Source organism: Chitinophaga niabensis (assembly GCF_900129465.1).
Taxonomy (GTDB): domain Bacteria; phylum Bacteroidota; class Bacteroidia; order Chitinophagales; family Chitinophagaceae; genus Chitinophaga; species Chitinophaga niabensis.
Window position 1 is genome coordinate 2,476,045 of record NZ_FSRA01000001.1, and the last position, 24,546, is coordinate 2,500,590.

Sequence of the window (24,546 nt, forward strand, 5' to 3'; positions counted from 1 at the left end):
TGGATTATCCTTTCTTCTGCATCTTGATGGAGAAATCTATCTTTACACTGTGAATCAACCCAGCGATCATCTTACAGACCAGGAACTCTTGCAGCGGTATAAGACCGATGGCAACAGTGATTGGATAGGCATTTTGTTTGACCGGTATGCCATCCTTTTACTGGGTTTATGTATGAAATATCTTAAGAACGAGGAAGATGCACGGGATAGCGTGCAACAGATCTTCCTGAAGGTTTTATCCGATATCCATAAACATGATGTGATCTTTTTCAAAGCCTGGATCTACCAGGTGGCGCGCAATCATTGCCTGATGCAATTACGCCATCATAAAGACCTGGAGTTGAAGGAAGGCTATTTGCAGATGCCCGGCGCTGCAGAAGTGCCCGATGTGGCAGAACATGTACAGAAGGATATAATGCTGGAAAACATGGAGCATGCACTGGAGCTGCTGAATAAGGAACAAAGCACCTGCGTGCGGATGTTCTACCTGGAGAAGAAATCCTACCAGGAGATCACAGCGCAAACGGGATATAGCCTGCTACAGGTGAAAAGCTATATCCAGAACGGGAAAAGGAACCTGAAATTATTATTGGAAAAGTACAGTAAAAATAAACGCTAACTTGCATTAGCGAAAGCATTATTATGAACGATCATTTCACAGACATATTCACCGAAACTGCCTGTCCTACCCAGGATCAGTTACTGGCTTATGTGGAAAACAAGCTGAGTGCTGCCGAAAGGCATGAAGTGGAACGCCATATAGCAGACTGTGAACTATGCAGTGAAGCAGTGGAAGGGTTGGCAACCATCTCTCATAAAGAGCAGATCCCGGGCTGGTTAAGGCAGGCCAAGTGGGACCTGTTACAGAAGTTACGCAAAAAAACACGTAAGAAAAGGAAAGAACACTATTATCTCTATATTGCCATCATCTCCCTGCTGATACTGTTCCTGGCCATAGCGGTGTTCTGGTTATATCATTTTACCAGCAGATAAGATCAGTATAATTTTTTATCCCCTTTCTGATCCCAGAGGCGGAATACTTCCTGCGCCGCTTCATTGGGGAAAGGAATGAAAGGTATCTTCTTTTGCCGGTGCGGCACATTGATCTCGTTGTAAATAAAGGAATCATCAAAATTGATCAGGGCAGCTTCTTCCTTGGTATTGGCATAGAACACTCTCTGCGGGCGCGCCCAGTAAATAGCACCCAGGCACATGGGGCAGGGTTCGCAGGAGGTATAGATCTCACAGTCATTTAACTGAAAGGTCTGCAGTTTCGTACAGGCATCCCGGATAGCCACCACTTCAGCATGCGCAGTAGGATCGTTGTATTTCAATACCTGGTTCCAGCCCTCTCCCACCACTTCTTCTCCACGCACAACAATAGCACCAAAAGGCCCGCCATCTCCGTGCTGCATGCCCCGTTTGGAAAGCTCAACGGCTATGGCCATAAACTTCTTTTCTCTTTCGCCGATTTGATACATAGGGTTCAGTTTCCCTGCAAAGGTAAGGCTTTAGGCGCATCACCGTACAGGGGAAGGCGCAGAGCCAAACTCCACGCCCTTCCTGCAGGCCTTTTACCTCTCTTTATCATCCTAACACACACAACGTTTCACCGGCAGGCAAACTTTGCTTGTATCACGCCGATCTGAACAGGTAATTATCGTGTAGCACTGACCGTTAATCAATGCAAAAAAGAAGCGTTAATTGAGCATAAAACTGCCTGCTGACAGCAGCATGTTGTAGTTAAGGTTTTCAATAAATACGGTACTCAGCATACCGGGCATCTCCCGGCTTTCCCTGCTGCAATATAAGGGCTGAATCAGATTATACAAAATATTAATTTGTTGTATTTTGCAATCTATTGAGCGCTACCTGTTTGGGCATAAAAAAAACCGGGAGAAGAATCTCCCGGTTTGTTACCTGTAACTGTATATCGTCGTATATAGAATAGACTTGTTAATTATTCCTGATCACCACTACTCCGTCAAACACATCTACCAGGACTGGTTTGCTCCGGTCAATGTCTCCACCCAGTATCTTCTTACTCAGCAGGTTCACAATCTCCTTCTGGATCAGGCGTTTCAAAGGTCTTGCGCCGAATTGCGGATCATACCCCTGTTCTGCCAGGTATTCCAAAGCATAATCAGAGAATTCCAATATCATGCCATTTTTAGCTACCAGATCTTTTAGTTGTTGTAATTGTATGTTAATTATGCCTTTCACTTCTGAACGCATCAGCGGCTGGAACATGATCACTTCATCAACACGGTTCAGGAACTCAGGGCGGATAGTCTGTTTCAGCAGGTTCATCACTTCGTCTTTCGTTTTATCCACTACATCTTCCCTGTTGGCATCCGTGATCTTTTCGAAGTTCTCCTGTATGATATGGCTGCCCATATTGCTGGTCATAATGATGATGGTGTTCTTGAAATTCACCACGCGTCCCTTGTTATCGGTAAGGCGTCCGTCATCCAGCACCTGCAGCAGGATATTGAATACATCAGGATGGGCTTTTTCAATTTCATCCAGCAGTACCACAGAATATGGTTTTCTTCTCACCGCTTCTGTCAGCTGGCCACCTTCATCATATCCCACATAACCCGGAGGCGCTCCCACCAGTCTGCTCACGGCATGTTTCTCCTGGTACTCACTCATGTCTATCCGCGTCATCATGCTTTCATCATCAAACAGGTAGTCTGCCAATGCTTTGGCGAGCTCTGTTTTACCTACCCCGGTAGTACCCAGGAAGATGAAAGAACCGATGGGGCGTTTGGGATCATGCAAGCCGGCGCGGCTTCTGCGGATGGCATCCGCTACCGCTATGATGGCTTCATCCTGCCCTACTACCCTTTTATGCAGTTCATCTTCCAGGTGCAGTAATTTTTCTCTTTCACTTTGCAGCATACGCGTTACGGGGATGCCGGTTGCTTTGGCAACATTCTGCGCAATATCTTCCGCGTCTACTTCTTCTTTCAATAACCTTTTATGGTTGGTAGAAAGTGTGTTCAGTTCTGCGCTAAGGTCTTCCACCAGTTTTTCCTGTTCTTTGATCTTCCCGTAACGGATCTCAGCTACCCTTCCAAAATCACCATTCCGTTCTGCCTGTTCTGCTTCCAGCTTCAGGTTCTCGATACTGGCTTTCGCGTTCTGTACCTTATCTACCAGCTCTTTCTCCTGCTGCCATTTGGATTTGAAGGTGTTTCTTTCATCACTTAAGCGGGCAATCTCTGTTCCCAGTTCTTTCAGTTTATCTTCATCATTCTCCCGCTTGATCGCTTCTCTTTCAATTTCCAGCTGGCGGATCCTGCGTTCCAGTTCATCCAGTTCTTCCGGCATGGAGTTCATTTCAAGGCGTAATTTTGCAGCGCTCTCGTCTATGAGGTCAATAGCCTTGTCCGGCAGGAAACGGTCTGTAATATAGCGGTGTGAGAGTTCCACTGCAGCAATGATCGCTTCGTCTTTGATCAGTACATGATGGTGGTTCTCGTATCTTTCTTTCAGACCCCTTAAGATGGAAATAGCATCTTCCACACTCGGCTCATCTATGAGCACTTTCTGGAAGCGGCGTTCCAGGGCCTTGTCTTTTTCAAAGTATTTCTGGTATTCATTCAGCGTAGTGGCACCGATCGCACGCAGCTCCCCCCTGGCCAATGCAGGTTTGAGGATGTTGGCCGCGTCCATTGCGCCTTCCATGGCGCCAGCGCCAATGAGGGTATGGATCTCGTCTATAAAGAGGATGATACCGCCATTACTGTCTCCCACTTCTTTCACTACGGCTTTCAGGCGTTCTTCGAACTCACCACGGTATTTGGCACCGGCCATGAGCGCGCCCATATCCAGTGCATAGATGATCTTGTTATGCAGGTTATCCGGGATATCCCCGTTAATGATCCTGTGTGCAAGTCCTTCGGCAATGGCTGTTTTACCTACACCGGGCTCACCTACGAGGATGGGGTTGTTCTTGGAACGGCGGGATAAGATGTGCAGTGTTCTGCGGATCTCTTCATCACGCCCGATCACCGGGTCCAGTTTACCGGCACGTGCCAGTTCGTTGAGGTTCTTGGCGTATTTTTCCAGGCTGTTATATTGTGCATCGGCAGTTTGTGAATTAACGGTACCGCCCTTGCGTAATTCGCTGATGGCCGCTTTTAATCCTTTCTCTGTTAAACCTGCTGATTTCAGCAGCTTCGCGGTATCGTCACTTCCACCTAATAATCCTAAAAGGATGTGTTCCACACTAACGAATTCATCTTTGAACTCCTTAATGCTGGAACCTGCGCGGAGAACGGCATTGTTAGCCTCTCTGCTCAATACCTGCCCGCCCTCTCCGTTTGTGATCACAGCGTATTTCTGGATGGTCTCATTGAGTTTGGTATCCAGGAATGCCGTATTCACATCATTCTTCTTCAGCAGATATTCTATACTATTATCATCATCGGAAAGCAGGGCCTTCAGTATATGCCCCGTTTCGATCGCCGGGTTGCGGTGATCGAAGGCCAGCTGCTGTGCCTGCTGCAGTGTTTCCTGCGATTTAATAGTGAAGTTATTTAAGTTCATATTGTATGCTTTTGTCTCCTTTTAACTTTTCGTTGTTTAGGGTTCGCAAATGTTAGTCCAATCCCGAAAATCAGCAATTATGACAGGAATAGCTGTTTTCACCTGCATTAATTTCAGTTAATATATGTTACGCCTGCTATTTTAACAGTTTCCCTGTTAATTTTCCGCGTCATTAAACTGTCTTACCCTTATACCTGTTATAGAACAGTATTCGAGACATGCACATCATTTTTTAACCACCAAAACCTTTCATTATGGCATTCGACTTGCTCGACACCCTGAAGAATGTATTTAACAACGAATTCTCTAATAAAGCGGCCGCATCCCTTGGCGAAAGCGAATCCAATGTTCAGAAGGCCATCGGCGGCATTATCCCCACCGTATTAACGGGCCTGCTTAACAAAGCCGTTGCCCAGGGCGATGCAGGCGGTTTACTGGGCCTAGTTAAAGATGCCGCTTCCGGGGATTTCTCCCGGTTAGGCAGCCTGGCAGGGGCTATTCCGGCCGAATTACTGGCCAAAGGCTCCGAGATCCTCAAATCCCTCTTCGGCAATAAAGCCGCGGATATTACGGGCGCTATTGCCTCTTATGCGGGCATTAAAACCACTTCTGCAGAAACCTTATTACAATCAGCCGCCCCCGCCTCGCTGGGCATCATTGGCCAGCAGGCTGCCAGCCAGAACCTTAGCGCTTCCGGCCTTATGAGCCTTTTAAATAGCCAGAAGGACAAGATCCTGGCTGCCGTACCCTCCGGCCTCGGCCTGGCCGGTATACTGGGCCTGGGAAGCCTGGGAGATATCGGCAAAAAACTGGGAGGCGTGGTGAGCAGCATCGGCGGCAATGCCGGAAGAGCCATTGCCGGTGAAGCAAGGGCTGTTGAAAGCGCCGTAAGCTACCGCTGGTTATGGATGCTGATCTTATTACTGGCTATTATACTGCTGCTCTGGTATTTCATGAAAGGATGTAATAACCAGCATACCATGGCCCCTGCAGACTCCGTACAAACCAGCCACATGGAAGACTCCGCCATCTCTCATGTAACCCCGCCTGTTTCCCGCGAGTCCATTAAGGTAATGCTCCCGGACGGCGTAGAACTGGATGCCTACAAAGGCGGAATTGAAGATCAGCTGGTGAGTTTCCTGAAAGACCCTTCCACACAAGGCGGCAAGGATAAATGGTTCGATTTCGACAACCTGAACTTTAAAACAGGCAGCGCAGAATTAACAGAAGACAGTAAAGTACAGGTGCAAAACCTGGTTGCCATACTGAATGCATTCCCTAAACTGAAAATAAAGATCGGCGGTTATACAGATGCGAGAGGAGACAGCTCACTTAACCGGAAATTATCGCAGGAACGTGCAGATGCTGTGCATAGCGCTTTACAGGCACACCATGTGAAACCCGTTCAACTGCTGGGTGCGGAAGGATATGGTTCACAATTTGCCAAAGCCGCAGCGGATGCCCCTGATGAAGAAAGGGTAAAAGACAGGAGGATCTCTGTAGGCGTAAGGGAAAAATAAAGGATTGTGGCACTATAAAAACTATAAAAGAGAAGACGGGGAAGAGCCTGTGTAAAGGTATAACCTAAGGTAAAAAAGGGCCGTATCATGCTTTTGATACGGCCCTTTTTTTATTCTGCTTTCACAAGAATGATCCTGCTCCGGTCAGCTTTATATACTTTGTTGTAGAATTCTTCCAGTAAGGCAAAATCCTTTGCAGGGAACACTCCTGCCTTCTTTTCGTAACTACGGATATAAGTCACTTTCGTTCCTTCTACCTTTACTTTCGCTGTATACTTACCGAACTTGCTTTCATGTACCAGTTCCGGAAAAACAGCCTCAGGTTTATATCCCTCCGGAATAATAAGCTCTACAGTATCTGTATCCTTATCCGCTGTTTTCAGTTGGATATCCGATTGCCGTTCTCCTTCAGCAGAGAGCTTTGCGTTGCTTTTATTCAATACATTGGGCACAATGAATAAGCGTTTACCGCTTACAGAAGCATAACTGGGCACGGTGATATCCAGTACTTCCTCTACAGCCGGTACGGGCAAAGCATCCGCATATTCTTCATAATGGAACTTATTGATGTCGTAACTGGCAAGGTTCAGTTTGCCTTTCAGGATCTCCATTTGTTTTTCCGGCGATACATTATGGATAAAACCATGGTACCAGTCCTGCTGCATACCTGTATAACGCGTTTCTGCTTTTCCTCTCAGGTCTCCCGTAGCATTGATCGTTGCTGTAAGATGCCTGATCTGCAGGTTCTGGTCCATCGTATAAGTGGGCGTACGTACCAGCTTGCCGCCTGTTTCATCTATTACCAGTACCGTTCGGTTACTGGTGAAATCGCCCAGGTAACCGGTAGGGGCATCCTGGCTGGTACATTCCAGCCAGGTAGTGTCTTTGGCCATGGGTACGCAGAGGATGATGTGATTGAACTGGTCCACCGTGAAGTCTTCTATCAGGTCCGTTTCTCCCCTGCCGGCTTTTACCAAAGTATAATGAGAACGGACGCCAGCTTCCTTCAGTAAAGAATACATGTAGTTGGAAAGTGCTTTACAGTCCCCATATCCTTTTGTTGCCACATAAGTAGCATCAAAAGGTTGCCAGCCGCCGATCCCCAGCTGAATACTGATGTAGCGGGTATGCTGCTGCATGTATTGATACAATGCCTTTACTTTTTCTTTGGGATCTTTTAACCCATCCGTGAGTGCATGTACGGCCGCTTTTGTTTTTTCAGGCAACACATCCCTGCCGGCGTTGAGTGCCAGCTGGAACTTTCCGTAATCGTCCCAGGTGTTCATTTTACCGGTATAGTTGTCAAATGCAAATTCACTGGGAGACAGGTACACCATTACAGAGCGGTTCCGCCAGGGAACAGCCAGCGGCTCTTCAGGTAATGCGCTGATATCCTTCACTTCCCATACGAACGTTTTATCTCCTTTTTCCGTTGTTTTAACCGGTTCTCCCTGGTAACGGTAAGACCGATAGCGCAGGTCGTAGCTTTCCGGCACGGTTACAGATAAACGGCTGTGCTCCACGGCGTAGTTACTTTGCCCCTGCGGCACCCAGGTATCCATGCCTGCTGTCCTGCGATACCGGTATTCCACTTCATATTCTACCGTATACGGATATACCTTGTGGTAGAAATTATGGGATTTCATACGGCTGTCGTCCATGAGGTTATTATCGTTCACGGCACTTTCGTCCTTTACATCGCTGCTCTTTAGTTTACGCAGCTGTTTGCCGGAGGCATCGTATAATGTGCCGCGGATATCTTTTACTTCCCGGAATTTATCATACCAGGCGCCAAAGCCACTGTATTTATCGCCGTTCTCATTGAGGATGGTGATTACACAGCGGTGTGTAACGCGCATATCTTTCAGATCGATCAGCCTGATCGTTAGTTCTTCTCTTCGCTGCACCACGTCTGCATTCTTCAGCAATTGCGCGGGAATTGCGCTTACCGGGAATTGCGGATCACCTGCAAATGCAGCCGTACTTATCAGTAATAAGATGAAAATATTCCGCATACTTAAGATTTCTTCCTGATTACGATCTGCTCCGCCTGTTTCTTCACGATCATATCGAAGAACGAACGCAGGTGCTCATATTCCTCAGGCGCATATTGCGCGCGCCCTAATTTAACACGGCAACGGAGTTGCAGCATATTATCCTGCTTACCAATGATGTACTGGAAAACACCTTCCCCATCGTTATAGTTTACGATCGTGGATTTAGGCATATCTTCCACCGTATATCCCTCCGGTAATTGCATGCTCAGCGTATAGTTCACATCCGGCACATAGGGCATTTCCACAGGGTACTTCCGTTCAGCTGATTTGAAAGGATTAGCCTTCAGCGCTTGTGAGAACATGGGGTTCAGGTAGATCATCCCTCCTTCATCACTTTCATTCAGTGTAAAATCGTAGTCGATCACCACCGGTTTTGTGTAGTCCTGCAACTGGTCCAGCTTTCCGTTCTTCAGGTCTATGTCCGACAGGAAACCTTTGGCCACTTCCTTAAAGTATGCCTCCTCTCCTTTCTCTTTCACCTTTGAACGTAATTCGTAAGATTCGAAATAAGTAGCCTGCTGCTGAAAATGCCCGGTGAGCTTTCCTTTGTCGTTACCAGCAAGGAAAATGCCCGTAACACTTTGTTCCTTTAAAGAATCTGCCTCAAAAGACATAGCAGTAGCTGCTTCGTTTATTTTCCGGGCATGGCCGTTATAACTGGAAGTATGCAATTTGCCAAATCCCAGGAAAGGACGGGTAGCATCCATATTATATTCCTGCTCGTCGATCTTCAGGTTAACGATCGTATAGTTGAATTTGGAGCGGATAGGATATAAAGGATATACCTTACCATGACTGCGGGAACTCAGCAATACAGGCGTTGCATCCAGGCCGGCATGCCTGAGCATGGCTACCAGCAGCAGGTTCACCTCTGCCACGCTGCCACTTTTTTTGGTAAAAGTGGTTTTCAATGTCTGCTCCGCATAAAAAGCCGAATAATCCGTGCAGGTAAAATTATCTCTCACCCAGTTATAGATATTCACCGCTTTTTCTTTGAGATTAGTAGTGCCTTTCGTGAGTTCTTCCACCTTGTCTGACAAGAAATTATTGTTCTTACCCAATTGCCCGCCGTATTGCTCATCTTTCAGGAGGTCCTCCGTCATTTTGGGCCAGGTACTCATCACAGGCCTTACCGGGGAATTCGGGAAACGCAGGGCAGATAACTGGAATTCAATGTAATTGATGTGGTTGCCCAGCGTTGTTACAAAGTTTTCTTCTTTCAGCGGCGCTACATCCTTCACCACCCAGCGATGCCGGGTAATACCGGGTGTTACGGAAACAGCTTCAGTCCGTTGAGAGGCGCCACCATAAGCACCGGGAGAACTCATCCTGAAATTGAAGGTCTGCCTGCTGTTCTCACTGTCTTTGATATGAAATGGATTATATCCCTGGCTCAGGAAGATGTATTCATAGTACTCCGGCAGGGAGATCTCATATTCACTCCACAGCACGGGGAAACTCGCATCCTGGAAAGCCCATGGGCGGAGGCGGTAAGGAAATTCAGAATTGATGGTATAGGAATATTCGATGATAGAGCCTTCTTTCACCGCCGGAAGCGTGAACTTCTTGACAATGTTGTGCTTATCCAGCTTATCCGTGAAAACAGCCTTCGATTCCAGTTTGGTTTCCACCACTTTACCATTTTCCAGGTTATAGGTCACCGCTTTGAGGTTGCTCACCCTTTCTTCATCGTTGCCATCCATATACAGGTAAATGGATACATTGGCCTCATCGTACCCGCTCTTTTTAAGGATATGCACTCTTTTATAGTGCTTAAATACCTGGATAAACCATTCATTTCCGGATTCAAAGGCTGAGGAGCCTATATCCGCGATAATGGCCGCGCCGGCTGAAGTATCCAGCTCGTAACGGGTAGTTTTAAAATCTTCCGGAGAAACCTTTCCAAAACGGGCCGGGCTTTTATCCTGCCCCATCGTAAGGGCGCACACACACATGGTTCCGAATAACAGGGATACGGACTTTCTAAGCATTACAGGGTATTAGTTTAAGGTCAGGGATACTGATCAGGCAGTAAAAATATATATTTTCCGGTAACTTGCAGCCAGATGCAGATATTGGAGAAAAACACCCTGATGATCAAGCAAAAAGCCCGCGCGCTGGGCTTTGACCATTGTGGCATTGCGAAAGCGGAACAGCTCACAGACGATGCTTACCGCCTGGAGCAATGGCTCAATAAGGGCATGCATGGCTCCATGGGGTATATGGAGAATTACTTCGATAAACGCATAGACCCCAGGCTGCTTGTAGACGGCGCTCAGTCTGTGATCACCCTGCTGCTGAATTATTACCCCGCCGTTTCCCAGCAGCCGGATACACCTCATATCGCCAAATACGCATATGGCAAAGATTATCACGAGGTTATCAAAGCAAAACTGAACGAATTCCTCTTTGAACTCCGGGCTGAACTGGGAGATATACAGGGCCGGGGGTTCGTTGATTCCGCCCCGGTACTGGAGCGAAGCTGGGCGCAACGCAGCGGGCTGGGCTGGATCGGGAAGAACGGGAACCTGATCCATAAACAGGCAGGCTCTTTCTTCTTCATTGCCACCATGATCGTGGATATTCCCCTGGTATATGATTCCCCCGTTGGAGATTATTGCGGCTCCTGTACAAAATGCCTGGATGCCTGCCCTACACAGGCGCTGGTCTCTCCCACTGTTGTGGATGGTTCCCGCTGTATCTCCTACTATACTATTGAATTGAAGGACATGCTGATCCCCGCTGCCATGGAGGGCCAGTTCAATAACTGGATGTTCGGCTGTGATATCTGCCAGGATGTATGCCCCTGGAACCGGTTCGCTAAAGCCACTTCTGAGGCTGAATTTGCCCCGATCCCGGAGATATTGAACCTCACCTCTTCCCAATGGGAAGAATTAACGGAAGAGGAGTTTAAGAAGATATTCAGTAAGTCTCCCCTGAAACGGAGTAAATATGCAGGGATCAGGCGGAACCTGAAATTCCTGGGAAAATAGAAAATGGCAGATCATGACTAAAAAAAAGGGCGATTATACCGTTATATGCAGCGATGAATCTGCGGCGGCAGGAAAATACCTTTCCGCGTTCATATACTTCGTATTCTTTGCTATCCCGATAATATGGCTGATAGGCATGTGGAGCGAGTCTGGTTCTATATATGCAACAGACCGGCTGTCTCAGCTTTATGTTCCAGGGTTAGTGCTTTTTGCGATCGGCGCGTTATTTTTCCGGGGGTTCTTTTTTTCGATAATGTCTGTTATCTCTATTATAAAAGGGAAAGCGCAGATTACAGTAAATAACGATGGTATAAAAATATTTGAGGATAAATTCAGATACTGGGCAGATATTGAGCTGGTTCAACTGACAACCGATTTTGATCACAAATACATTGCTGTAAAATGTATCGATCCGCTTGAAAGTATGAACTATGCACTTTCACACCCCATGGATACTGCTGAATTTAAAGATTTCAATAAGCTGAAAGATATTTTAGACAATTTTACTGATAAGGTTAAAATATTAGAATTCTAAACTGTTCTCAACGATCTTACCGGGTTTGCCAATGCAGCCCTGATAGCCTGAAAACTTATGGTAAGCATGGCAATGATAACGGCCATCAACCCGGATAGCAAAAACATCCACCATTCGATCTTTACCCGGTATACAAAATCTTCCAGCCAGCGGTTCATTCCCCACCATGCAATCGGCGATGCAAGGAGCAATGCGATAAGGATCAGTTTAACAAAATCTGACATCAACATTTGTACTATACCGGTCACAGTTGCTCCCAGTACTTTCCGGATGCCGATTTCTTTCGTTCGCTGAAAAGCAATCAATACCGCAAGGCCAAACAAACCAAGGCAACTGATAATGACGGCGATAACAGTAGACAGGTTGATCAGCCTGGATTGGTTCCTTTCCTGCTTATACATGGCATCCAGCGTTTCATCATAGAATTTATATGCAAAGGTGCCTGCAGGGAAAAAGGTATTCCACTTTTGTTCAATCAACTTTAGCGTTTGCTGCCATTTATCCGGGTCAGCACTATTCAATTTAATATTAATGGTGCCTAAATTTCGCTTATCCGCCAATATTACCACCGGATCTATCGAGCTATGAAAATCACGCGTATGGAAATCCTTCACTACCCCTACCACCGGATACTGCTGCATAGACGTTTGTCCTATCAGCCTGCCTACGGCGTCTTGCGGTGAAGAAAAACCAAGCGCACGCATGGCCGTTTCGTTGATAAGATATTCATTAGTTGTGTCCGATGGGCGGATATTCCTTCCCGCGATCAGATGCATGTTATAAAAGCGGATATAAGCCGTATCTACCCATTTCTTGTAAAGCTGTAACCTGACAGGATCTTTTGCCTGTGTTCCTTTGTTTTCGAATAAGCTGGAAGAGTAACTTGCAGACATGGGTTCGCGGCCCAGGGAAACTGCCTGTATACCGGTCTCTCTCTTTAATTCTTCCGCTAATACAAAATATTTATCCCTGTTAACTGAATCCCGTTGCAGTTTCCATGGAACGTTCACCAGCACTACTGCATCCTTATCGAATCCCATATCCTTTTTCAGGGTATAGTTCAACTGGCTGCCCATAATAAACGCTCCGGCAATAAATACCTGGGCAATCACAAACTGAAATACAATCAGCACTTTTCGTAACCCTACTCGGCTTCCTTTATTGAGATGCAGGGTACCTGGCCCCTGAATAAGGCTGATAGGCTTAACTTTAGTGATCAGCCAGGCCGGGTAACTTCCGGAAAGTAATGTAACAACAACCAGCAAGGCTATGAGGAAATATACTATCCACCAACCGTTTGAGTACTCATGCATTCCATCGGGAATGATATCCCCAAGGAAGGAATACGCCAACTTTGTAAATATGAAGGAACAGGCAACCGCCAGCATTACCACCACAAAAGTTTCCGCCAGGATGTTTTTGATCAGGCTGCTACTATTGCCACCGAGGACTTTCCTCATCCCGATCTCCCTGCTCCGCTGGGGAATTAATGCAGTACTCAGATTAACGTAGTTGATGCAGGCCAGTACGATCAATAATATCCCAAGTCCGATAAGTCCTCTCATAACAGGCTTACTGGCCTTCCGCGTCTCCCATTCCCTGATAAAGGTGGAAAAATGAGAATCTTCCAGCGGCAGTAATATGTACCATCGTTTCATTACATCGGGCAGGTTTTTGTCGATTGCATTTTCGTCCCATTTCTGTTTTGCGATATTACTGATCTGTGCCAGTACCCGGGCAGTATCTGCACGGTCGTTAAGCTGGAGATATAGCAGGTCTGAGCCATTGGTATTCGTCCATTCAGCCAGCTCATACTGTTTAGGGGGAAGCACAAAGAACTCCTTTGCTGTAAACTCCGTGGGATAGTCCAGGTCTCTAACAATACCAGTGATGGTCTTTTGATCTTTCCCGTTATATACCAGTGCTCTTCCAATGAGTTCCCCCGGTTTAAGCACACCGAAATAACTTTTTGCGCGACTCTCTGTTAACACCACGTTCTCCGGTGCATTAAGTGCCGTAGCAGGATTGCCTGCCAGCCAGGTGTAAGGAACCATATCAAAATAAGAGGAGTCTGTAGCAACAACCCCTTTGAATTCCGTCATGTCTAACGGCCTTTGCCCCGGAACATTCACCGCATCGATCCACCGCTTAAAGACAGGAACAACTCTTTTCAGGCCCGGCACCTGTTCCCGGATACCCTGGTAAAGTGGTGCGGAAGCACCGCCATTATAGCTTTCTTTTCCATCAAAATTCAAACCGGTAACAAGGCGAAAGGTGTGTTCCTTTCGAGGCAACCTGTCATCAAAACTATATTCATAACTAACAATGCGATAAATAACCCAACAGGCACTAATGCTAACAGCCAGCCCTAATACATTTAACAGTGTAAACAGGCGCTGGCGCCAAAGATGACGGAATAACCTTTTAGTCTGAAGAATCATATACAAGTGATTATCAAGTATAGAGATGATGTAAACTCAGTTGTTTAGGGAATTTCATTCCAATTTGTCAGATAAATATTATTCAGCTTATTATTCATTAGTTAAACTTAAATATGTTCAATATCGAACATATTATGTTCAGATACGAACGTTGGCTATGTTCTGCAGGGGGGATTGGTTTCAGTATATTTTTTTTGATTTCTGATAGCAAGAATTAAATTTGCGCAATGTTTACGGGATGTAGCGCAGCCCGGTAGCGCGCTTCGTTCGGGACGAAGAGGCCGCTGGTTCGAATCCAGTCATCCCGACTGAGAAATTAAAAGCCCTTTAGATCCAATGATCTGAAGGGCTTTTAATTTCATGGCATCTATATCAGATGTAGATTTGTTAATGTCGGGCTAAAAGGAAAAGCACAGGTAATTCCAAGACCATAAGATAAAGCACCGTGGCGTCAAATTAAACAAGCATATGGCAATACGATAGTATAGCTGTCAGATCTAAAATCCGATATTGCCTGGAAGATCAGCGAAGATTTTGAAAATGATGGCACTCCCTGTTAGCTCCATCGTGGTATTTTTAGATGGGTAGTGAGTAAGCAAAGTAATAACGGGTTGTTGCTGGCGGTACAAAATACCAATTATACAATTCCGGTTTCCCGGTAGCGCTTCGTTTTACGGTCTTTTTTTTATTTTATCCATATCAATTTGCTACAAAGGATATCAAGTTTTCCAAGACCTATATAGCGACCTTATATTTAGAAAAACATCTGTAATATCTTGGTTTGAATCCTTCCTGTTGATCTAATACTTTTTAACTTTACCTTTTTTGCCTTCAACAAATATTGTTTCATCCATAAGGGCGCCTTCAACAGTATATCTAATCCAGGTTCCGGTTTTTACGTCATCTTCAAGCGTGCCTATTTGCAGAGGCTTCCCATTTTCCCGATACCATTTCCATTCTCCCGTCATTTTTCCTTTGACATATTTGCCAATAGCTTTTAATTGTCCATTTACAAAGAAATATTTCCATTCTCCTGTTTTTTCTCCATCCTTGAAACTGCCTTCACTTGAGAGAGAGCCACCCTTAAAATATTCTTTATGAACTCCTTGTTTAAGTTTTCCATCTTTATCAACCTTATTATTGTCTACTTTCATTCTATTTATTTTAGTTAAAACTTGTTCATGCATAGCTACCATCTACTTCTTAACTATAAAACCCTGCCTTTTTGCAAAATATAATAATGTACCCAACCCTACTTGATTTACTCTCCTATTCAGGTAACAATATTCCAAAAGGGCCATACTCCGTTCTTCATCATGTAGCTCCTGGTCCAACCGGCATAGCGCTAAAAAAAACTCCATTCCCACATCAATGGTAAATGTATTTGAAATTGCCAAAGCTACTTTAAACCAACTTTCGTATGTACCCGTTATGGAAAGTTCATGTTTTGTTAAATATTCAATCACCCGGGTAACCTGTTCCCGATCTCCAAATTTATTCCTACCGTAAGTTCCGAAAAGCAACGTCCTATCTGATCTTTTAAGCCGCAGGACTTTTAGATCCTTTATCGTTTGCGCCTGTACTTCAAACACTTTATAATCCTCTTTTAGCAACAGGTCCTTATCGCTGGAGGTAAAACACAAACGTGTGATATCACTTCCACTAAAGTCAATTTTATCAGCGTACTTCCTGAAATAAGCCACAACCTGGCCATAAGCATCCCTATGATTATCGGCCCCGCTTGTAACCTCTACCAAAAACTTCAACCCTCTTCCTGATGGAGATATCCAGATCGCAATAGTAAATGGATCACTAAATATAAGCGCTTTCATACCAAGCAGTTCCTCTTCGTCCATTCCATCGATGTCAATTACAATCAAATGGGAATACGCTATGAGGTATTGGGACTGCCTGGCTTCGCCGAAAGATGCACTGAAAGTAACGGCAGGTAAACTCTTCTTAGCCCAGGCGTATGCTTTCCTGTCTGTGAAATACATTTCACGTGCCCGGGTCACTGTTTGCTGAAACACACAATCTTTAATCGTCTGAAGCTCCTGCATTACGGTTACAAGGGTGGAAACAGCATCACCCAACGATTCATACCTGCTTATTATTGGCGATTTTATACTAAGCACTTTTATTTGAAAGATAAGCAATTCTGAGTTGAACTAAAACAGCAGGGTGCTTCGCCAGAACGAAGAGGCCGCTGGCTCGAATCCAGTCACCCTGACTAACAATAAACCCCGCAGCTTACGTTGCGGGGTTTATTGTTACAAGTTCAACAGATCATCAACAACCTATTCTCTCCGGATTTTTCCTTTGGCGCACGATGAAGACAAGGAGGAACCTGGCTTTCAGGATGATCAACCGCCAGCCTCCACAGGTTACCAAGCCCTAAGCTTATTGGACGCGCACCAGGCTCAGCCTGATAGTGCAGATCAAAGAAATGGTCACTTAAAAATAATTCAAAACCTTCATCAGCTCCATGATATAGTTTTTTGAGTTCATCACGTATTTCCGGGATAAGTACTTTCTTTTTTCCCTGAGAATTTGGCAATATTTCACTCGGCTCGCCATAGTAAGTGCATAAAAAGGTATCAGTAGGTACAGGCGAGCGATCTACATGAAACGAATAAACATCGGTCGGGAAGAACGGGTAGGTATCGTCCCGGTCATAATAGTTGATCACATTAAGGATTGGCGATGCGCCATGAGCCTTCAGAGCATTCAGGTCATTCAGAAGAATTTCACGGGCAAGCTGTCCTTGCTCACTCAGCTGAAGTTCACGAAGTTCCTCTTCTTCAATTACCGTTATATTTCCGCTTAGTTCCACCTTTCTAACAATCTCAGAAAAATCGCCTGTGAGGCTACGGGTCCAGCAAATCGAATTAATTATTCCGCTAAATGGCGTAGATACAAGGTCTTGAAAATTCGTGACATGGTGAATTTGATTCCCAGCAGGCGGTACATCTATCATAATAGCTAAAGATAACAACAAAAAGCTAACAGATAGTGTTCAGCCGGTGCAAATGCACAATAGCGGACAACCTTACAAAATTTTATTCCTTCAGGAATGCCCGTAAATAACCACTTTTCAACAAAAAGGCTTTGCAGTCCTTAATATCCAGGATCTCCTTTACAGCCTGCTTTTTATCCGCGGCCTTATTGAAGTATTCCTGCGTTATGTTATATCCTATCCAATACCCAAGGTCTTTGGGCCGGTCATCTTTTCCCGAAACACCGTATAGCCAGTCTTTATAGTCAGTACTATCCATCCTGGCTACAAATTCCCTGCATAATCTCGCTTCATTTTTATTCCCATAGTTCATGGCCTCTTTATTGATATTTTCACCGGATATCAATTCCCCCAGAAAATCGGCGCTGCCCTCAATAATGCTTTGTTCCAGGAGCGTTGGGTATTCCTTCCAGTTCTTCTGCTGAAAATGAATTAATTCATGCGCTACCAGGAAAGGGATGTTATTGATATCCGTTTGCATTTCAGCTCCGATGAATATGCCTTCTTCGTTAAATGTACCTCCTGAATTATAAGCACCGATCACAAAATAGACGGGAGGATACTGGGCTGCGGGGTACCAGTATTTTAATGCATAGAAAGCACTCCGGCATTGTTTCTCCTTTTTGCTCATCTGCAAAGTGACCGGCCTCACTTTCTCATAATCTGCATACCTTTTTTTCACCACTTTCATCAAATTCTCCGCGTTCCTGATCCGGTTTGGCGTAAAACCTTTAACACCCGCGCTGCCTATATCAAGATAAGCGCCGCCAAAGGGATTGGTAGCACTGTCCTTTTTAAACTGGTCGAAAGCCTTCCAGAAATTGTCGATGTCCTTGGTAAGAAAAACAGAGCTATCCGGGTTGTTGGAAAAAGCAAGCTGGGCATAGGTAGCATTAACAAAGAAAATAGTCAGCAATGTTAGGTAATACTTTGGCATCGGGTTAATTTGAATACGTTTAAAAATAAGCAAATTTCATCTGTACAAGAGACTGCTTGATAAGTATTAACAGAAAAGAAACAAATTCCACTTTTGGCTAAGACAAAGATAGATTCGGTTAACCCTGCTCCTTTCCGATCCCGGAGCTTTGCATCAACAAAAACATAAAAAATGAATATTGTATTAACGGGCTCCATCGGGAACATCGGGAAACCACTCACACAGGAGCTGGTACAAAAGGGACATTCAGTAACCGTTATCAGCAGCAATACAGAAAGGCAACCTGCTATTGAGGCCTTAGGTGCAAAAGCCGCTATCGGCAGTATGTTTGACGCAGATTTTCTTTCTCAAACGTTTAAAGGTGCAGACATCGTTTATCTGATGGAAACCATGGAAGCCGCCGGAGATATGTTTGATAAATCCGTGGATTTTATCGGTTCCATCAACAAGATCGGGTATAATTACAAAACAGCCGTTCAAAAAGCAGGCATTAAAAAAGTAGTACATTTAAGCAGTATAGGGGCGCATACCAACAAAGGAACAGGCATTCTTATTTTTCATCACAACGTAGAAAACATATTAAAACAGCTGGGTAACGACGTTTCTATTAAATTCATTCGTCCGGTTGCTATTTACTTCAATATGTTTTCTTTTGTGAACAGCATAAAAAATAAAGGAGAGATTGTTTCCAACTACGGTGGTGATCAAAAAGAACCATGGGTTTCACCCTTAGACATTGCCAGTGTAATTGCAGAAGAAATGGAAAAACCATTTGAAGGAAGGACGGTTCGGTATGTAGCAAGTGACGAAGTATCACCAAATGAAATTGCAGCGGCTTTGGGAAAAGCAATCGGGAAACCGGATCTTAAATGGAATGTAATTTCTGATGAAGAACTATTGAAAGGTTGGCTGAATATTGGCTTTAATGAACAGGTTGCCAGAGGGTTTATAGAATTTCAGATCAGTCAGCGCACTGGTGTATTTTATGAAGATTACAACCAGCACAAGCCCGTTCTTGGAAAAGTAAAACTCACTGATTTCGCTAAAGAATTTGCTAAAGTGTATGGAACAACGTAAGACCAAAAGAATAAAGACCATCACCGAATTTCATCGTTCGAGGGGATTGCCGCATCCTGAACATCCGCTTATCAGTGTAGTGGATTATAAAGCTGTTCAGCGCCCCGCAGATATAGGCGATGTGAACTGGGTGTTTGATTTCTACCAGATTGCCCTGAAAAGAGGCATGAATGGCAAATTGAAGTACGGGCAACAGGAATATGATTTTGACGAGGGCATTATGTTTTTCATTTCCCCTAACCAGGTTTTCCGTATTGAAGCAACATCCAACCCCGCAACGAAACAATCGGGTTGGATGCTGCTCATACATCCTGATTTTTTATGGAAAACAGCACTTGCCAAAACCATCAAACAATATGAGTTTTTTGGTTATTCCGTTAATGAGGCCCTGTTCCTCTCACAAAAAGAAGAGAAAACCATCAACGGTATTATTGCCAATATCAGGCAAGAGTACCATACCAATATGGATAAGTTTAGCCAGAATATTATTGTTTCGCACCTGGAAACGTTACTCAATTATTCAGAACGGTTCTATGAAAGGCAATTTATTACCAGGAAAATTACCAGCCATATTGTACTGAATCGTTTGGAGGAACTATTAAATGATTACTTTAACGACGAAGATCTAATCTCAAAAGGATTGCCTACCGTCCAGCTCTTTGCGAATGAACTGAATGTTTCCCCAAACTACCTCAGCAGACTGCTCAAAACACTTACGGGACAAAGTACCCAACAACTTATCCATGATAAATTGATTGACAAAGCCAAGGAAAGACTTTCTACAACGGAACTTTCTGTGAGTGAAATTGCCTATGAGCTAGGTTTTGAGCATCCGCAATCCTTTACAAAGCTGTTTAAGAGTAAAACAAACCTTTCACCGCTGGAGTTTCGGGCAAGCTTTAACTGACTCAGGCTTCTACAAGGTTATTCACTTTACGGGCCAGTTCAACCGTCATTTCGGCGAGCCTGTTTGAAATGCCTACTTCATTATCGTACCAGGATACGATTTTCACCAGTTTGTCAATAGAACGGGTTAAGGTACCATCAACGATAGAAGAGTGCGTATTGCCCAATATGTCAGCCGATACAAATGGCTCTTCAGTATACTCCAATACGCCTTTCAATGTTGTGGCAGCATGATGTTTCAGGAATTCATTGATCTCCTGGGCAGATGCGCGTTTCACCAGGTTCAGCGACATATCCGCTATTGAACCATCGATCACCGGTACACGGTAAGAAAAACCATCCATCTTTCCTTTCAGCCCGGGTAACACTTCCCCAATCGCTTTTGCGGCCCCGGTGGTAGTGGGGATGATGGATTGTGTGGCAGCCCTTGCTCTTCTGAAATCCTTATGCGGTCCATCCTGCAGCATCTGGTCCATGGTAAATGCGTGCACGGTGCTCATAAAGCCGGATTCAATGCCATATTCTTTATCGATCAGGTACAATACCGGTGCTATACAGTTGGTAGTACAGGAGGCGGTAGAAAGGATTTCGTCCTCTTCTGTGATCTGGTCGTTATTCACACCCATTACTATGGTTTTCACATTACCGGTGGCAGGTGCAGTGATCAGTACTTTTTTTGCTCCGGCGGTGATGTGTAATTGTGCGCCTTCCCGTTGTGTAAAACGGCCGGTTGATTCAATCACCACATCTACCTGCAGGTCCTTCCATGGTAACTTTTCCGGTGCGCGCTCACTCAGCAATAAGATCTTCTGGTCATTCACTGTAATATATTCATCCTGTAACGCTACGGTACCGGCAAACTTTCCGTGCGAGGTATCATATTTAAAGAGGTGCGTTAACAGTTTACTGTCTGTAAGGTCGTTGATGGCCACTACTTCTATACCTTTTTTGTTCAGCAAGGCTCTTAAGGTCATTCTGCCAATGCGTCCGAATCCATTAATAGCTACTTTCATAATAATATATTTTAGATTAATTCTCTACTGCATGTAATGAGGTTCTGAAAGAACGGCGGTAGTCGCTGGGAGACATATTCACGTGGCGCATGAATGTGCGCCGCATGGAGATCAATCCACCCAGTCCGCATTTTTCTGCGATCTGGTCTATACTCAGGTCACTATCTTCCAGGTACCGGCGTGCTGCTTCAACCCGCACTTTCTCTACAAATTTTGCAGGTGTAACACCTGTCTCTTTCAGGAATACCCGGGCGAAATTGCGCACGCTCATGTTGCTGTGCTGTGCCAGGTGTTCTATACTCAGGTCTTCTTCCAGGTGCCGGATCATCCAGGTATATAACTTTCCGCCCATGGAGCTTTCCTGCCGGTATATTTCAGGTAGTCTGCTGAACTGCGCCTGGTACCCCGGCCGTTTAAGGGGTAGTATCAGCTTGCGTGCAATATGCAATGCTGTTTCCCGGCCATGGTCTTCTTCCACCAAGGCAAGCGCCAGATCGATGCCGGAGGATACGCCCCCTGAAGTATATATATTGGTATCGCGGGTAAAGAAAGGATCGGTATCCACCTTCACGCCGGAATAACGCTGTTGAAACTGCTGACTGTATTCCCAGTGTGTGGTAGCCTGTTTTCCATCCAGGATGCCTGCTTCTGCCAGGGCATAAGCGCCTAAGCATACAGAACCGATGCGGTTCACCTTCGGATAGGTGTCTTTCAGCCATTTAAAAAAACGTTCTCCCCTTTCCAGCAATGGCATGGAAAAACCAGCTATGATCAGGGTATCGATTGGTTGCGTGATTGCCGTTACGGTAACGGCGCAGTGCAGCGCTATACTGCTTTTGGTGGGTATCTTTTTTGTATTGAGTGGTGATGCGAGCAGGATCTCGTATCCACCATTACCATCCAGTATTTTGTCTGCCGCAGCAAATACGTCGCAGGGGCCGGCTACATCAAGGAGGAAGATCCCCGGCATGGGAACAACAACGATCAGTTTCTTTTTTGTCCTTGCCATGATGCAAAAATACGATGAATCCCGGATGGCTCAAATGACATATTTTATACAATTTCGGCCAAATGCCACAAGTCCTTTGAAAAATAAATTTGATAAACCGAACAGTTGCACATATATTTGCAACCAATCGGTTTATCATTATAAAACACTAACTATGAAAAGTAAAATCATTTTTGCGTTATGCCTGCTGACAGGCCTGATGTTTATAAATGCAGGGCTGGATAAATTCTTTCATTATATGCCCATACCAGAGAATATGCCTGAAAAAATGGCGAAAGCAGGGATGGCATTTATGGAAATAGGCTGGCTCATGCCCCTGGTAGGCGCGATAGAGATCCTTGGCGGCTCCTTATTGATCTTCAAAAGGACCAGGGCACTCGGGGCTTTGGTTATTTTACCTGTCCTTACAGGTATCCTGCTTGCCAACATCAGCATGGCCCCCTCGGGCTTGCCCATTGTATTTGTATTGATCGCCATTGTTCTTTGGGTAATTATCGACAATAGAACAAAATACCTGCAAATCATAAAATAATACTGCTGTGAGAAGAGATATTTTCCAAGCCATTGCCGACCCCACACGCAGGGCTATTATTGCGCTGATAGCAATACAGGCAATGACACCCAGCGCCATCGCCGATCACTTTGACATGACAAGGCAGGCCATTTCAAAACATATGAGGATTTTAACTGAGTGTGAATTGGTGAAACAGGAATACCAGGGCCGGGAGATCTATTACCAGCTGGAGATTGACAAAATGAAAGAGATAGATAAATGGCTGGAACAATTCCGGAAGATCTGGGAAACGCGTTTTCAACAACTCGATCAACTTCTAGCAACAATAAAAAAGAAGAAATAATGAAACACAATTTGCTATTCGACTTCATTGCGGATAAGGCAAAAAATACGCTGACAGTAAGGCGTGAGTTTTTAGCCGGCCGGCAATTGGTATGGGATTGTTATACCAAAAGCGAACTGCTTAATCAATGGTTCGCCCCCGCTCCCCTGACCACTAAAACGAAATCCATGGACTTTCGCGAAGGCGGCCACTGGCATTATGCCATGGTGGACCCCAACGGAACAGAATACTGGGGCCTGACAAATTATTTGAAGATCCACCCAATTGATCACTACACTGCCTTAGATGCATTTAGTAATGCAGAAGGTGAAATAAATACGGACCTGCCCCGCGCTGAGTGGCTCGTAACTTTTACTGATAAGGGAGAAAATGCAGTAGTCGAAACGATCGTAACCTACAAATCCCTTTCAGACCTGGAACAGGTTGTTCAAATGGGCATGGAAGAAGGGATGACGGCAACGCTGCAAAAACTGGATGAACTATTATTAATATTAAAAAAGTAAAAAGAATGAATAACAAAATTGTGGTTAATGCTACTGTAAATGCAGACATCAAAAAAGCCTGGGACTATTACAACAATCCTGAACATATTACAAAATGGAACTTCGCAGATCCCTCCTGGCAATGTCCTTCCGCAACAAATGATATGCGGGCAGGAGGAAAATATTCAGCAAGGATGGAAGCCAAAGACGGAAGTTTCGGCTTTGACTTCGAAGCTATTTATGATGAAGTGATCCCTGGTGAAAGATTTACTTATACAATGCTGGACGGCAGGCAGGCAACTGTTGCCTTTTCGAAGAATGGCCCGCAAACCGAAGTTGCTGTAACATTTGACCCTGAAAGTGAAAATCCTGCGGAGATGCAAAAAGCAGGTTGGCAGGCAATACTTGACAACTTCAAAAGGTATGCAGAAGCAAACTAAATGTAATTTTAAAAGGCTGGATGTGTATGCATTCAGCCTTTTAAAAATAACCTGATATCTATTAAACATATCCAGAGGAGGAAAAGCAGAAAAGTTAATTTCTGAACTACCGGCAAATACATTTTAAGACCATCACCATAATATAAGATATTGTTTAGTGCTATCAATATCATGTTTAAAATACCCATCGTAAAAAGGCCGCTCCATTTCAACTTATACATACCGATGAATGTGCCTATGATAGCTATGAGGGCACAGATACCTGCAATATTTATAATACTGTCATGAAGATCCGTAAAAATGAACATCCCAACTAACATAGAAATAATTCCTGAAAGCTGAATGGCAATCCTCCAATTTCGGGAAAGGTTAACCTCACGGGGGAAAATATACCAAAAAGCAGCGAGTGATACACAAAGTACAAACATTGCCCCCATTGCAACCTGTCTTGCCGTATTATGCTCCCCATTCATCGCGGTTTCATTCAACAGGTTACACCAGTAGTTCTGAGTCCAGCTAAACCCCTTTTCGTATTTGTTTAACTGGTTGCCACCGGGGTACAAAAACGTAGCAATCAAATAAAGGCATACATAAACGGATAAACCGAATAAAGGTATAAGGATTCCAACAGGCTGTTTTTTCTTCAATGTCATGTTGCAGATGTTGATACTAAACATCAAATCCATACTTCGTTTTCAAGTAATCT

The 24,546-nt window shown here is 44.7% G+C and carries 23 protein-coding genes and 1 tRNA gene; 12 read left to right on the plus strand and 12 right to left on the minus strand.

From position 1 onward, the window contains the following. The first annotated feature begins 49 nt into the window (after nucleotides 1-49). Nucleotides 50-619, plus strand: coding sequence for an RNA polymerase sigma factor (locus tag BUR42_RS09600; RefSeq protein WP_074239020.1), 570 nt, complete (start codon nucleotides 50-52; stop codon nucleotides 617-619). Nucleotides 620-642: 23 nt separating this feature from the next. Continuing rightward, nucleotides 643-993 carry an anti-sigma factor family protein gene (locus tag BUR42_RS09605; protein ID WP_074239021.1) on the plus strand — a complete coding sequence of 117 codons (351 nt, stop codon included), beginning with the start codon at nucleotides 643-645 and terminating at the stop codon, nucleotides 991-993. A gap of 2 nt (nucleotides 994-995) precedes the next feature. On the opposite strand, the gene BUR42_RS09610 is transcribed toward BUR42_RS09605, so the two are convergent. Further along, nucleotides 996-1,481 (minus strand): nucleoside deaminase, encoded by a 486-nt coding sequence (locus BUR42_RS09610; RefSeq protein WP_074239022.1) that lies wholly within the window; start codon nucleotides 1,479-1,481, stop codon nucleotides 996-998. 475 nt (nucleotides 1,482-1,956) lie between these two features. Then, a complete protein-coding gene (gene clpB, locus BUR42_RS09615) occupies nucleotides 1,957-4,557 on the minus strand; it encodes an ATP-dependent chaperone ClpB (protein WP_074239023.1) in 2,601 nt (866 codons plus the stop codon). Between the two features lie 254 nt (nucleotides 4,558-4,811). On the opposite strand from clpB, the gene BUR42_RS09620 reads away from it, so the two are divergent. Continuing rightward, nucleotides 4,812-6,077 (plus strand): OmpA family protein, encoded by a 1,266-nt coding sequence (locus BUR42_RS09620; RefSeq protein WP_074239024.1) that lies wholly within the window; start codon nucleotides 4,812-4,814, stop codon nucleotides 6,075-6,077. 110 nt (nucleotides 6,078-6,187) lie between these two features. Here BUR42_RS09620 and BUR42_RS09625 read toward each other — a convergent pair whose 3' ends face one another. Further along, complete coding sequence (locus BUR42_RS09625; RefSeq protein ID WP_074239025.1) at nucleotides 6,188-8,092, minus strand: DUF3857 domain-containing protein; 1,905 nt, start codon at nucleotides 8,090-8,092, stop codon at nucleotides 6,188-6,190. A gap of 2 nt (nucleotides 8,093-8,094) precedes the next feature. Then, nucleotides 8,095-10,125, minus strand: a complete 2,031-nt coding sequence (locus tag BUR42_RS09630) for a DUF3857 domain-containing transglutaminase family protein (RefSeq protein ID WP_084185481.1) — start codon at nucleotides 10,123-10,125, stop codon at nucleotides 8,095-8,097. A gap of 102 nt (nucleotides 10,126-10,227) precedes the next feature. Between BUR42_RS09630 and queG the strand changes: the two genes are divergently transcribed. Both queG and BUR42_RS09640 read left to right on the plus strand, forming a co-directional pair. Continuing rightward, nucleotides 10,228-11,127: a tRNA epoxyqueuosine(34) reductase QueG gene (gene queG / locus BUR42_RS09635; protein ID WP_234979645.1), complete on the plus strand. Its 900-nt coding sequence runs from the start codon at nucleotides 10,228-10,230 to the stop codon at nucleotides 11,125-11,127. A gap of 13 nt (nucleotides 11,128-11,140) precedes the next feature. Continuing rightward, the gene (locus BUR42_RS09640) at nucleotides 11,141-11,662 is read left to right on the plus strand and encodes a hypothetical protein (protein WP_074239028.1); all 522 of its coding nucleotides are present in this window, start codon (nucleotides 11,141-11,143) and stop codon (nucleotides 11,660-11,662) included. Here BUR42_RS09640 and BUR42_RS09645 read toward each other — a convergent pair. After that, the gene (locus BUR42_RS09645; RefSeq protein WP_074239029.1) at nucleotides 11,659-14,103 is read right to left on the minus strand and encodes an ABC transporter permease; all 2,445 of its coding nucleotides are present in this window, start codon (nucleotides 14,101-14,103) and stop codon (nucleotides 11,659-11,661) included. The two genes, BUR42_RS09640 and BUR42_RS09645, sit on opposite strands and share 4 nt — an antisense overlap. A 234-nt stretch (nucleotides 14,104-14,337) precedes the next feature. Here BUR42_RS09645 and BUR42_RS09650 point away from each other — a divergent pair. After that, a tRNA-Pro gene (locus tag BUR42_RS09650) sits at nucleotides 14,338-14,411 on the plus strand. Between the two features lie 492 nt (nucleotides 14,412-14,903). Here the strand turns inward: BUR42_RS09650 and BUR42_RS09655 are convergent. From BUR42_RS09655 to BUR42_RS09670, 4 genes are all read right to left on the minus strand, one after another. Further along, nucleotides 14,904-15,257 carry a toxin-antitoxin system YwqK family antitoxin gene (locus BUR42_RS09655; protein ID WP_074240519.1) on the minus strand — a complete coding sequence of 118 codons (354 nt, stop codon included), beginning with the start codon at nucleotides 15,255-15,257 and terminating at the stop codon, nucleotides 14,904-14,906. A 42-nt stretch (nucleotides 15,258-15,299) separates the two neighbouring features. After that, on the minus strand, nucleotides 15,300-16,238 hold the full coding sequence (locus tag BUR42_RS09660; RefSeq protein WP_143197397.1) for a BT4734/BF3469 family protein: 939 nt from the start codon (nucleotides 16,236-16,238) through the stop codon (nucleotides 15,300-15,302). A 143-nt stretch (nucleotides 16,239-16,381) separates the two neighbouring features. Beyond that, entirely contained in the window at nucleotides 16,382-17,080 is a 699-nt protein-coding gene (locus BUR42_RS09665) for a DUF1826 domain-containing protein (protein ID WP_074239031.1), read from the minus strand. 82 nt (nucleotides 17,081-17,162) lie between these two features. Next, nucleotides 17,163-18,056 (minus strand): DUF2268 domain-containing putative Zn-dependent protease, encoded by an 894-nt coding sequence (locus BUR42_RS09670; protein ID WP_074239032.1) that lies wholly within the window; start codon nucleotides 18,054-18,056, stop codon nucleotides 17,163-17,165. Between the two features lie 171 nt (nucleotides 18,057-18,227). Here BUR42_RS09670 and BUR42_RS09675 point away from each other — a divergent pair, with 171 nt between their 5' ends. Both BUR42_RS09675 and BUR42_RS09680 read left to right on the plus strand, forming a co-directional pair. Continuing rightward, a complete protein-coding gene (locus BUR42_RS09675; protein WP_074239033.1) occupies nucleotides 18,228-19,133 on the plus strand; it encodes an SDR family oxidoreductase in 906 nt (301 codons plus the stop codon). Next, nucleotides 19,120-20,040: a helix-turn-helix domain-containing protein gene (locus BUR42_RS09680; RefSeq protein ID WP_074239034.1), complete on the plus strand. Its 921-nt coding sequence runs from the start codon at nucleotides 19,120-19,122 to the stop codon at nucleotides 20,038-20,040. The genes BUR42_RS09675 and BUR42_RS09680 overlap by 14 nt, the downstream gene beginning before the upstream one ends. Before the next feature lies 1 nt (nucleotide 20,041). On the opposite strand, the gene gap is transcribed toward BUR42_RS09680, so the two are convergent. Together gap and BUR42_RS09690 are read right to left on the minus strand one after the other, a co-directional pair. Then, on the minus strand, nucleotides 20,042-21,052 hold the full coding sequence (gene gap / locus BUR42_RS09685; protein WP_074239035.1) for a type I glyceraldehyde-3-phosphate dehydrogenase: 1,011 nt from the start codon (nucleotides 21,050-21,052) through the stop codon (nucleotides 20,042-20,044). A 16-nt stretch (nucleotides 21,053-21,068) separates the two neighbouring features. Then, complete coding sequence (locus tag BUR42_RS09690; protein WP_074239036.1) at nucleotides 21,069-22,061, minus strand: GlxA family transcriptional regulator; 993 nt, start codon at nucleotides 22,059-22,061, stop codon at nucleotides 21,069-21,071. A 154-nt stretch (nucleotides 22,062-22,215) separates the two neighbouring features. Between BUR42_RS09690 and BUR42_RS09695 the strand changes: the two genes are divergently transcribed. The 4 genes from BUR42_RS09695 to BUR42_RS09710 are packed head-to-tail and all read left to right on the plus strand — an operon-like array spanning nucleotide 22,216 to nucleotide 23,840. Continuing rightward, nucleotides 22,216-22,593 (plus strand): DoxX family membrane protein, encoded by a 378-nt coding sequence (locus BUR42_RS09695; protein WP_074239037.1) that lies wholly within the window; start codon nucleotides 22,216-22,218, stop codon nucleotides 22,591-22,593. A 7-nt stretch (nucleotides 22,594-22,600) separates the two neighbouring features. After that, the gene (locus BUR42_RS09700) at nucleotides 22,601-22,918 is read left to right on the plus strand and encodes an ArsR/SmtB family transcription factor (RefSeq protein WP_074239038.1); all 318 of its coding nucleotides are present in this window, start codon (nucleotides 22,601-22,603) and stop codon (nucleotides 22,916-22,918) included. After that, on the plus strand, nucleotides 22,918-23,421 hold the full coding sequence (locus BUR42_RS09705) for an SRPBCC family protein (protein ID WP_074239039.1): 504 nt from the start codon (nucleotides 22,918-22,920) through the stop codon (nucleotides 23,419-23,421). Before BUR42_RS09700 ends, BUR42_RS09705 begins: the two co-directional genes overlap by 1 nt. 5 nt (nucleotides 23,422-23,426) lie before the next feature. Further along, nucleotides 23,427-23,840 (plus strand): SRPBCC family protein, encoded by a 414-nt coding sequence (locus BUR42_RS09710; RefSeq protein ID WP_074239040.1) that lies wholly within the window; start codon nucleotides 23,427-23,429, stop codon nucleotides 23,838-23,840. Between the two features lie 32 nt (nucleotides 23,841-23,872). On the opposite strand, the gene BUR42_RS09715 is transcribed toward BUR42_RS09710, so the two are convergent. Then, complete coding sequence (locus tag BUR42_RS09715) at nucleotides 23,873-24,493, minus strand: hypothetical protein (RefSeq protein WP_074239041.1); 621 nt, start codon at nucleotides 24,491-24,493, stop codon at nucleotides 23,873-23,875. Nucleotides 24,494-24,546 lie beyond the last annotated feature (53 nt).